This window comes from Pseudomonas syringae group sp. J254-4, assembly GCF_032586855.1.
In the GTDB taxonomy this organism is placed as follows: domain Bacteria; phylum Pseudomonadota; class Gammaproteobacteria; order Pseudomonadales; family Pseudomonadaceae; genus Aquipseudomonas; species Aquipseudomonas amygdali.
The window spans coordinates 393700-404194 of record NZ_JAWHOO010000001.1 but is presented as its reverse complement, the minus strand read 5'-3'; the positions used below and the strand labels follow the sequence as shown (position 1 = coordinate 404194).

The window sequence follows — 10495 nt, the reverse complement described above, 5'->3', positions numbered from 1 at the left end:
GAGTCATCATTATTATGAATGCGCTAAGTAAAACCTTTGCCTGTGTAGTGCTTGCGGGTTTGACAGGCTGTACGCTCGTTCCGTCCCACAGCCCGGTGCCAAAGCCCCCGGCACAGGCGGTTCGACTGATCATGCTCGCAGCAAACGCTGATGGCGGAGGCAAGAACTGCAACTTTCCCGCCAAGGACGAAACGGTTTATCTCAACAACAAAGATCATGATTGCACGAACGATGAGATGAGTTTTATCAAGCTGGATAATGTGCGCTCAGCCATGAAGATATACCTGGAATCCAGAGATTGTGATGATTCGGGAGGCTGGGTATTTGGGCTCGAGACTTATATCGACCCCCTTACAACACCCTGGATATCCATCGACCAGCTCAGAAGCAAGCCGGTCGGCACCATGATCAGTCGCGGCGTTGTTGTGATCAGGGAGTATAACGGCGGTGAAAACATAAAAGGCAAGTTGTCCTGCGTCCGTGTCGATGTATCGAGTTAGTCGTTAGTACAACTGGACTTGTCAGGCCTGCTTAACCGTCGCCCCGTCGGCGGCGGTTATCTTAATACATAAAGTTCGAGGTTCATGTAACATGACAGCATCGACTTCCGTACACTCCAACGCGTTCAACTTCCTCAGTTATGTACAGAGCGGCGTTGACCCCCGCACCGGGCAATACACGGTGGCGATCACCCTGCCCGATGTCAAAACCAACGGGTTGCGTGGCCCAGGCATGCCACTGGCACTCAACTATAATCCTCTCAACCGTCAGGACAGCGGCTTTGGTCTTGGCTGGAACCTGCAATTGTCGCAGTACGATCCGGGTAAGCAGATCGTATCGCTGAGCAGCGGCGAGACATTCAAGGTCGATGGCACCAGCGACGGCCAGATGCTGATGTCGGAAAAGAAAATCGACAGCTTCCACTTGTACAAGGAGGGCGATAATAACTACCGGGTGATGCACAAGTCCGGTCTGGTGGAGCACCTCGAAATGCGCGGCAGCGGGACCAACAGAGTTGCGCTGCCGGTGCGCGTATTTGCCCCTGAAGGTCACAGTATCACGCTGGATTACGCTTCTTTCGGCGGGCATCAAATGCTCAGCGAAATCAAGGATGACTCGGATCAGATCCTGCTCGGCATCAGCCGCGACGCAACGTCGGTGAAGCTGCGCATGACCACTGGCGATGGCCCGGATGCGACATTCGTGATGGTGCTGGGTGCAACGGATCACCGTGTCAACCGTATAGAATTGCCGACCGACAATGCTGCCTCCTGGCGTTTTGTATACAACACGATCTTTGAACATTTATGCATGACGGCGGTGGAAACACCCGCTGGCGGCCGGGAAGAGATCTTTTATACCGACAGCGGCCATCAGTTTCCTGAGAGGGCGAAACGCGCGCCTCTCCCCAGAGTCACGCGCCATCGCACGACGCCCGGCGCGGGGCAGGCGCAAATGGATGTTTATTACACTTACAAGGACAGCTCAGGGCGCGCGCGCAATTTTCTGGGCGCAGGGCTGGATATCGCCTGGGAAGACAATGGTCTGGACAATCTGTATCTGTACCGCGGGGCGGAGCTGTACGAGTATTCGTCGACCGAAACATTGCGTGTCGAGGTCGCGGGCAAGGCTGATGCCGAGCGCAGCATCGAACGAACCTTCAACCAGTTTCACCTGCTCACTCGAGAAACCACGCGCAAGAACCTTACCGTCATGCAGGTGGACACTCGTTACTACATCGAGCCGGGAGAACCCTTTGAGGCTCAGCTTGCCTACTGTCAGCTGCCCAAAGAGGTCCAGACCACCTGGCGTCTGTCGTCAGACGGCAGTGTGCCGCGCAGTGAGACTGTCAGCAGCACGTATGACAAGCACGGTAATCTGCTGACTCAGACTCAGGCCAACGGTGTGGTCGAGGCCAGTGAATGGTATCTGGCCGACGGCGAGGACGGATGCCCGAAGGACCCTGAAGGCTTCGTCCGCTGGATGAAAAGCAGCAAGGTCACCCCGTCGGTATCCGGCTACGGCAAGGCGCCGATCCTGATCACCCGCTATCGCTACCTTGCGTTGCCAGCAGTGGGTGGCGGCCAGCTACAGAAATGGCTTGCACCGCAAAGCGAGACGTTACTGATGCAGGCCCCTGACGGTGAGCAGGAACAGCAACGCACGACCTACGAATACTTCGATGAGCCGAACAATGCAGTCCTGCACGGTCGGCTCAAATTGCAGCAAGTGATCATGGGTGGGAAGGTGACCAGCACAGCGTACGCCTACAGCATTCCTGTGCGCCTCCCCAGGAACACCACTGAAAGTGCTCCCGAGAACACTCCCGAAAGCTTCCCTGAGAGCAGCCGTTATGCCGCGACAGTGATGCAAACCGTACAGACCGTCACCGGCTTCGATGGCGCGAAGAAGGTCATTACGCTGGAGGATTCTCTGCTCGATGGCGAACCCTTGCTCAGTCGCGACGACAACAACGTGGAAATTCGTTATGTCTACGACAGCCTGCGACGTGTGCTGAGTGAAACCGTGGCGCCAAATGATGAAACCTACAACGCGACCAGAAGTTACGAGTATCAGCTATGTGCCAGGGCGACTGATCAGGCCATGCAGACGCTCATCGACGTCAAAGGGGTAAAAACCTGCAGCTACTTCGATGGCCTCAACCGAGTCGTCTGTGAGGAACGGGATGACGCAGATAATCCTGCGCGCGCCGACAAGCCTCGCCAGACCTACGCGGCTGTTTACGATGCGTGGGGGCTTATGGTCAGTGAGACCGAGTTTGACTGGTTGGGCCAGCAGGATCTGGCGCTCAAGAGCGTCTTCGAATACGACGATTGGGGCAAGCAGCGCTGCGTCACCGGGCCGGATGGCGTCAAGACGTTCGAAGAGACCGACCCTATTGGTACGGCGCAATCGCAGGGCCCGATTCAACGTAGCTGGATCGAAGGCAACGCTGGCGGTAAAAGCGAGTTCACCGAGACCTGGATGAACCTGTTCGAACAGCCGACCCGCAGCGAGCGAAAGGATCAGGCTGAAAACTCGGTCAGTCTGAGCCAGTACCATTACGACGGCCTTGGCCGCCGTGTCGAGGAAATTATCGGGGAAGCGGGCGGCGAGCGGCGCACCACCTCTGTTTACGACGTCTTTGATCGGGTGATCGAGTCCACATTGCCAAGCAGGGCCATCGTGCGTCGCAGCTATGCTGGCTACAGCAGCGAAAACTTGCCCGTCAGTATCGGCATCGAGCACAACGGCGAAAGCATTGTATTGGGAGAGCAGGAGTTCGATGGGCTGGATCGTCTGGTCAGCTCTGTCACCGGGGGGCGTAAACGTACGCTTGTTTACGACCCCGGTCTGCTGCAACCCAAATCGATAACCCTGCCCAGCAAGCGGAAAATCGACTACGAATACAAGCCCCAGGTGGGCGATGAGCCGTGGCGCAGGGTGCAGTCCGAAGCTGTGCCTGAACCTGAAACCACCTGCGAAGTTGATCCGCTGAAAGAGTCCGGGCCTGTCCGGACTGCGGAGCCGGGTGTGGCTGCCGATTACAGTTACGATAAGCAGAATGCTCGTCTGCTTCATTCCTCGGAGCAGGGCGAGATACTGGATCGCGAATATTACAGCACCGGCTCGCTGAAAAGCGAGAAGCGCACCTCGGCAGGCAAGACCTACGACATGTTCTACAGCTACAGCCGATTGGGCCTGCTGCTGTCTTACACCGACGTATTGGGACAGGAGCAGGTCAATCGCTATGACAGCTGCGGTCGTCTTTACGAAACCTCGCTGGGTGAGGTCTATTCAACGTTCGACTACGACACTGTCTTTGGTCGCCTCGCAAAAATCACCACCACCGACAAGACCGACGGCAGCCGCGAGAGAACCGTCGCGATCAGCCTTGAATATGATGATCTGGGTCGGGAAGTAAAGCGTACGTTTGACCTCGATGGAGTCGAGCAACAGATGGTTCAGGTCTACGATGATGTGGATGACATGGTCCAGCGTACCCTGCGCCAGGGCACGGAAACACTCCGTGACGAAACCTACCGTTACGATACGTCCGGTCGCCTGGGTCAATACCAATGCACGGGAACTCAGCGGCCAGTGGACCCCTATGGCAGGACCCTCCGCGCGCAGATTTTCATTTTCGATGGCGCGAACAACCTGACGCTCGTCACGACTCGCTTCAATGACGGCAGCGACGACAGCAACAATGACGATACCAACAATGCCAGGTATTTTTACGAAGCTGACGACCCGGTGCAGTTGAGCCGGGTGACGAACACTAACGATAAATACTACCCGTCTGAAATCAAACTTGAGTACGACCTGGACGGCAACCTCAAAACCGACGAAGCCGGACGCACGCTCAAATACGACCCCCTCGGCCGCCTGATCGAAGTAGGCACGCCCTCGGCCGGCATTCATTACCAGTATGACCCCCAGGACCAACTGACCGGGGAGACCCGTGGCGACGACAGGGACCTGCGCTTCTATAGCGACGCAGGGCTGGCCAATCAACTTGGCAGCCATGCCCAGAGCACCTTCATGCGTGGCGACGACTACCTGCTGGCCGAACAGCAGAGTGATCACACGCTGCTGCTTGCCACCGACGGCAGCGATAGCGTGCTGGGCGAGGTAGGTGGCGACGGGGTCAACCGGAGGAGGTATACGGCCTACGGCCACGCCAGCAGTGAAGACCCCCCACTTGGCAAACTGGGGTTCAACGGCGAACTGGCCGAGGCGGATAGCGGCTGGCAGATGCTGGGGAATGGTTATCGGGCCTACAGCCCGGTGTTGATGCGCTTCAACAGTCCCGATAGTTGGAGTCCGTTTGGCGAGGGTGGGGTGAATGGGTATGCGTATGTCGAGGGGGACCCGGTGAACAGGGTGGATCCGACGGGGCACTTTAGGTTATTTACCCCATTCAAGCTGTTGTACCGAGCCTTAAAGCAGACTCCTACTCTGACCACAAAATCTCCAAGCGTCGAAAAAATTCCTGCGCTACTTACCACTCGTGGGAGTAAAAACGTAACAAAGTTATCGAGAATCAAGCTAACAGACTGGGATAGCTTGAATGAAGTGGTTGATAGTTATCCCAAGCGCATTGCAGATGCCCGTAACAACTTCATGCCGAAGTTGGCGGATTCTCTTGCGCTCAAACAGGTTAACGGTCGAAAATCATTAAACTACATGGTTGAAAATTTCGAAGAGCCCGGAATTACTGCTCATGCGCGCCGTACGATTGCAAAAGAATTATCACTTGCCAGAAAAGAGCTTAAAAAAATTCCCACTGTAGAGAACATAAGGCGTCCAAATCCGGCTCCTGGAAAAGTAGGATTGGACCGGTACCTGCCTGGAAAACCTAAGGATAGATATAGCTTCGACTAAGACTAATAAATATAAGTGCTGATCCGCAATCCAAGTGCACAACGCAGGGGGTTACCTCCTGTGGGGTGCACCGGTTTTAAATACTTCACTCCACCAAAATAACCCCCTGCCTGATCGCCATCACCAGCGCCGCCTTCAATGACGTCACCCCGAACTTGCGGCGGATATTGCTGGTATGAAAGTGCACGGTCGCTTCCGTGCACCCTTGAATACGGGATATCTCCCACGCGGATTTGCCGATCGCCACCCATTCCAGGACTTGTCGTTCCTTGACAGTCAACTGGACAGTGGCGGTTGTGGTGTTGGAGGGCGGCGTGGTGCCGGGTGGTTTTCCGTTGTCGCGAAGCATGGTGAAGTCCTTTTCCTGAAGATCGCCGCACCACGATACCCCCGCCACCCCCAACGCGAACCTGACATAAATGACAGCGCTGGAGGTCCGCGAAGGCCTTGCGCCGTCAAGGCTGTAGCGCTTTTTTACAGCTTCTTTACGCCCCGACCGGCCTGTCGATCTCGCGCCTTTACACCCTGCCTGCGGACAATCTCCCCACGCGGCCTGTGCCGTACCGGTGTTGCCTGATGGGGGAAATTTCAATGAGCGTTATGGATGGTATCTCGCTGCTGATGGGAGTCGGGCTGTTCATCTATCTGCTGGTGGCGCTGTTGCGCGCCGATCAGAGTCAGGAGTGATCATGCACAGTTACGATTATCTGTTGATCCTGGCCTTTCTGGTCCTGCTGCTGGCACCCGCGCCTTGGTTGGGGCGTTTCTATTATCGGGTCATGGAAGGCGAGCGCACCTGGCTGAGCCCGGTGCTGGGGCCGGTCGAGCGGGCCTGCTACCGGATCTCCGGCATCGACCCGAAAACCGAGCAATCCTGGCAGCAATACATGTGGGCCTTGCTGGCGTTCAACCTGGCAGGCTTTGTCGTGCTGTTCGCGATGCTGATGCTGCAAGGCGTGCTGCCGCTCAACCCGCAGCAGTTGCCGGGCATGGAGTGGTCGCTGGCCTTCAACACGGCGATGAGCTTTATCACCAACACCAACTGGCAGGCCTACAGCGGCGAAGCGTCGCTCAGCTACCTCAGCCAGATGGTCGGCCTGACCGTGCAGAACTTCGTCAGCGCCGCCACCGGTCTCGCCGTGCTGGTCGCGCTATGTCGCGGTATCAGTCGTCGCTCGTCGCAGAGCCTGGGTAACTTCTGGGCCGACATGACCCGCGCCACGCTCTATGGGCTGTTGCCGATCAGTATCGTGCTGGCCGTGTTTCTGGTCTGGCAGGGCGTGCCGCAGAACTTCGGCCATTACATTGATGCGCTGACCCTGCAAGGCGCGGATCAAAGCCTGCCGATGGGCCCTGCGGCCAGTCAGATATCGATCAAGCAACTGGGCACCAATGGCGGCGGTTTCTTCGGCGTCAACTCGGCGCACCCGTTCGAGAACCCGACGGCGTGGAGCAACCTGTTCGAACTGGTGTCGATCCTGCTGATCCCGGCAGCGCTGGTGTTCACCTTTGGCCACTATGTCAAGGACATGCGCCAGAGCCGCGCGATTCTTGGCTGCATGCTGGCACTGCTGTTGATCGGCGGCGCGGTGTCGCTGTGGGCCGAGTACCAGCCCAACCCGGCACTGAACATCGCCGGTGTCGAGCAGACCGCACCGCTGGAAGGCAAGGAAACCCGCTTCGGCACCACCGGCACGGTGCTGTGGTCAGTCGCTACCACTGCGGCCTCCAACGGTTCGGTCAACGGTATGCACGACAGCCTCAACCCGCTGACCGGCATGGTTGCGCTGGTCAACATGATGGTCGGTGAAGTGATTTTCGGCGGCGTGGGTGTGGGCCTCAACGGCATGCTGCTGAACGTACTGATTGCGGTATTTCTCTCCGGCCTGATGATTGGCCGCACGCCGGAATACCTCGGCAAGAAGCTGCAAGCGCAGGAAGTCCGGCTGCTGGTCGCCACCTTGCTGGTGATGCCGGTCGGCGTGCTGGTGCTGGGCGCGATTGCTGCCAGCCTGCCTGGCCCGGCCGGTGCGGTCAGCAACCCCGGCCCGCATGGTTTCAGCCAGTTGCTGTACGCCTACACCTCGGCCACGGCCAACAACGGCTCGGCGTTCGGCGGTTTCAGTGCCAACACCGTGTTCCACAACCTGATGCTTAGCCTGGCGATCTTCATTGGCCGCTTTGGTTACATCCTGCCGGTGCTGGCACTGGCTGGCAGCCTGGCCATGAAGAAAACCGCACCACAGGGTCAGAACAGCTTCCCGACCCACGGCCTGCTGTTTGTCACTCTGCTGACCGTCACCATTTTGCTGGTGGGTGGTTTGACCTTCCTGCCGACCCTGGCACTGGGGCCGATTGCCGAACACCTGAGCCTGGGTTTCTGAGGAACCGATCATGAGCACTACTGATTTTTCAAGACGTGATGCTGTAAAAGCTGCCGAGCCTCAGGCCGCCAGCGAGACAGCCAAGACCGGCATCGCTGCCCTGTGGCGTCCGGCGCTGGTGCAGGCGTTCGTCAAGCTCGACCCGCGCCAGCTCAAGCGTTCGCCGGTGATGCTGGTGGTGGAACTGACTGCCATTCTGACCACCGTGCTGTGCGTGATCCCCAACCCGCAGGTGCCCACTTCGGTCTGCGTGCAGATCGCCCTGTGGCTGTGGTTCACCGTGTTGTTCGCCAACTTCGCCGAAGCGCTGGCCGAAGGTCGTGGCAAGGCCCGCGCCGACAGCCTCAAGGCCGGCAGCGAAGGGCTCAAGGCGCGCATTCGCGATGAGAACGGCAGCCTGCGCATCATCAATGCCAGCGAGTTGCGCAAGGGCGATGTGGTGCGCGTCGAGATCGGCGAAATGATTCCCGGCGACGGCGAAGTCATCGAGGGCATCGCGGCGGTCAACGAGGCGGCGATTACCGGCGAATCCGCGCCAGTGATTCGCGAATCCGGTGGTGACCGCTCGGCCGTGACCGGCAACACCCGGCTGGTGTCCGACTGGCTGCTGATACGCATCAGCGCCAACCCCGGCGAATCGACGCTGGACCGCATGATTGCACTGGTGGAAGGTGCCAAGCGGCAGAAGACCCCTAACGAAGTCGCGCTGGATATTCTGCTGATCGGCCTGACCCTGATCTTTCTGCTGGTGGTCATCACCTTGCAGCCGTTCGCCCACTTTGCCGGGGGCAGCCTGCCGCTGGTGTTTCTGGTGGCACTCCTGGTCACCCTGATCCCGACCACCATTGGCGGCCTGCTGTCGGCCATCGGCATTGCCGGCATGGACCGGCTGGTGCGCCTCAACGTGATCGCCAAGTCCGGTCGCGCCGTGGAAGCTGCGGGCGATGTGCATGTGCTGTTGCTGGACAAGACCGGCACCATCACCTTCGGCAATCGCCGCTGCGCTGCCGTTTACGCAGCACCCGGCGTGACCCCGAAGGAACTGGGCGAGGGCGCCTTGCTGGCGTCGCTGGCCGACGATACGGCGGAAGGCAAATCCATCGTCGAGTTCCTGCGCAACCTGCACCCGATGAACGAGCCCACCCTGAGTTCGGTAACCGCTGTACCGTTCAGCGCCGATACACGTCTGTCCGGTGTGGATTATCAGGGCCATGTGTACCGCAAGGGCGCGGTGGATTCGCTGCTGGCTTTCATCAACATGCAGCGTAGCGACCTGCCGCCTGCACTGGCGCGGGAAGTCGACAAGATTGCCAAGACCGGCGGCACGCCGCTGCTGGTCTGCGCCAACGGTCGTTTGTTGGGTGCGATTCATCTCAAGGACGTGGTCAAGCCGGGTATTCGCGAGCGCTTCGAAGAGTTGCGCAAGCTGGGGATTCGCACGGTAATGGTGACTGGCGACAACCCATTGACTGCCGCAGCCATCGCCGCTGAAGCGGGTGTCGATGATGTGCTGGCCGAAGCCACACCAGAGAAAAAGCTGGAACGGATTCGTCAGGAGCAGGGCGAAGGCCGACTGGTGGCGATGTGTGGCGACGGTGCCAACGATGCGCCTGCACTGGCGCAGGCGGACGTCGGTATGGCGATGAACGATGGCACCCAGGCCGCGCGTGAAGCGGCCAACATGGTTGACCTCGACAGCGACCCTACCAAGCTGCTGGACGTGGTGCAGATCGGCAAGGAATTGCTGGTCACACGCGGTGCGCTGACGACGTTTTCGATTGCCAATGATGTGGCCAAGTACTTCGCCGTGCTGCCTGCGCTGTTTGCCTCGATTTATCCGCAACTGGGCGTGCTCAACGTCATGCAACTGGCCAGCCCGCAAAGTGCGATTGTCTCGGCCATCGTCTTCAACGCGCTGATCATCGTTGTGCTCATCCCGCTGGCCCTGCGGGGCGTGCGGGTTCAGGCCGCCAGCGCGGCGCATCTGTTGCGTCGCAACCTGCTGATCTATGGCCTGGGCGGCATCGTTGTACCGTTTCTCGGCATCAAGTTGATCGACATGCTGCTGGTCGCACTCGGCCTTGTTTGAAGCCTGTGCTGCACGCCGGTCGGCGTGCAGCCTCACCTGATTGAGGATGTGCAGATGTCCAATGTATTGCGTCCGGCCTTGAGCCTGATCGTGTTGATGAGCCTGATCACCGGCGTGGCCTATCCACTGGTGGTCACCGGGGTTGCGCAAGTGGCGTTTCCGGCGCAGGCCAATGGCAGCCTGGTATACGACGCGGCGGGCAAGGTGCGCGGCTCGGCACTCATCGCCCAGTCGTTTACCGGTGATGGGTGGTTTCAGTCGCGTCCTTCGGCAGGCGCGTTTGCGACGGTAGCCAGTGGCGCGAGCAACTTTGCGCCGAGCAACCCGGCACTGGTGGCACGCGTGAAAGAGGACGTTGCGAAACTGGCCAATGCCTCGCAGGAACCGGTGCCACTTGCCTTGCTGACCACGTCCGGCAGCGGTCTGGACCCGCATCTCTCGCCTGAAGCGGTTGCCTGGCAGGCCGGTCGCGTTGCTGCGGCGCGCCAGTTGCCGTTGGACAAAGTACAGGCGCTGATCGACGCCAATACTCAGCGTCCGCTGATCGGCCCGCCCGTGGTCAACGTATTGGCCTTGAATATGAGCCTGAATCAGTTACCGTCTGCACCGCGCAACGCGCAGTTGTAACAAAGTG

The 10495-nt window shown here is 58.9% G+C and carries 7 protein-coding genes; 6 read left to right on the top strand and 1 reads right to left on the bottom strand.

All coding sequences use genetic code 11. The features are described from left to right. Positions 1–14: 14 nt before the first annotated feature. Both RYB09_RS01990 and RYB09_RS01985 read left to right on the top strand, forming a co-directional pair. On the top strand, positions 15–500 hold the full coding sequence (locus RYB09_RS01990) for a hypothetical protein (RefSeq protein ID WP_316887272.1): 486 nt from the start codon (positions 15–17) through the stop codon (positions 498–500). 91 nt (positions 501–591) lie between these two features. Beyond that, positions 592–5388, top strand: coding sequence for an RHS repeat-associated core domain-containing protein (locus tag RYB09_RS01985; protein WP_316887271.1), 4797 nt, complete (start codon positions 592–594; stop codon positions 5386–5388). Between the two features lie 85 nt (positions 5389–5473). On the opposite strand, the gene RYB09_RS01980 is transcribed toward RYB09_RS01985, so the two are convergent. Next, complete coding sequence (locus RYB09_RS01980; RefSeq protein WP_122281930.1) at positions 5474–5737, bottom strand: helix-turn-helix domain-containing protein; 264 nt, start codon at positions 5735–5737, stop codon at positions 5474–5476. Positions 5738–5979: 242 nt separating this feature from the next. On the opposite strand from RYB09_RS01980, the gene kdpF reads away from it, so the two are divergent. From kdpF to kdpC, 4 genes are read left to right on the top strand one after another with little or no spacing between them, the layout of a single operon-like run. Beyond that, on the top strand, positions 5980–6075 hold the full coding sequence (gene kdpF / locus RYB09_RS01975) for a K(+)-transporting ATPase subunit F (protein WP_003406089.1): 96 nt from the start codon (positions 5980–5982) through the stop codon (positions 6073–6075). 2 nt (positions 6076–6077) lie between these two features. Beyond that, positions 6078–7772, top strand: coding sequence for a potassium-transporting ATPase subunit KdpA (gene kdpA, locus RYB09_RS01970; RefSeq protein ID WP_057403322.1), 1695 nt, complete (start codon positions 6078–6080; stop codon positions 7770–7772). A 10-nt stretch (positions 7773–7782) separates the two neighbouring features. After that, positions 7783–9861, top strand: coding sequence for a potassium-transporting ATPase subunit KdpB (gene kdpB, locus RYB09_RS01965; protein ID WP_230018259.1), 2079 nt, complete (start codon positions 7783–7785; stop codon positions 9859–9861). A 54-nt stretch (positions 9862–9915) separates the two neighbouring features. Then, a complete protein-coding gene (gene kdpC, locus RYB09_RS01960) occupies positions 9916–10488 on the top strand; it encodes a potassium-transporting ATPase subunit KdpC (protein ID WP_122258740.1) in 573 nt (190 codons plus the stop codon). The last annotated feature ends 7 nt before the right edge of the window (positions 10489–10495 follow it).